1 pseudogene is annotated in these 266 nt (G+C 62.8%); it reads left to right on the forward strand.

The features are described from left to right. Window positions 1-266 (forward strand): annotated as a pseudogene (locus tag AF337_RS18110) (amidase family protein); the annotation flags it as partial.

The raw sequence follows: 266 nt of genomic DNA on the forward strand, positions 1-266 counted from the left end.
CACCTCGCCGGCATTGCGAGCGAACTCGCGGTTTGCCGTTCGGTGCGAGATACGGCGCTGATTTTCGACGAACTGAGCGGCAATTCACGAGGCCCCTTTGCGGATCCCTCCCCTGTCGATATCAATAACGGCCGTCTGCGGATCGGCCTGTTGATCGATACCGGAGCGGCCTATCCGACCGAGGGTGATCGGCTCACAGCCGTCGAGGATGCGGCTCGTGCCCTCGAGAGTGACGGGCACGTTATCGTCCCGCTAAGCTGGGCCGA

Source organism: Rhizobium ecuadorense, assembly GCF_001187535.1.
GTDB classification, from domain to species: Bacteria; Pseudomonadota; Alphaproteobacteria; order Rhizobiales; family Rhizobiaceae; genus Rhizobium; species Rhizobium ecuadorense.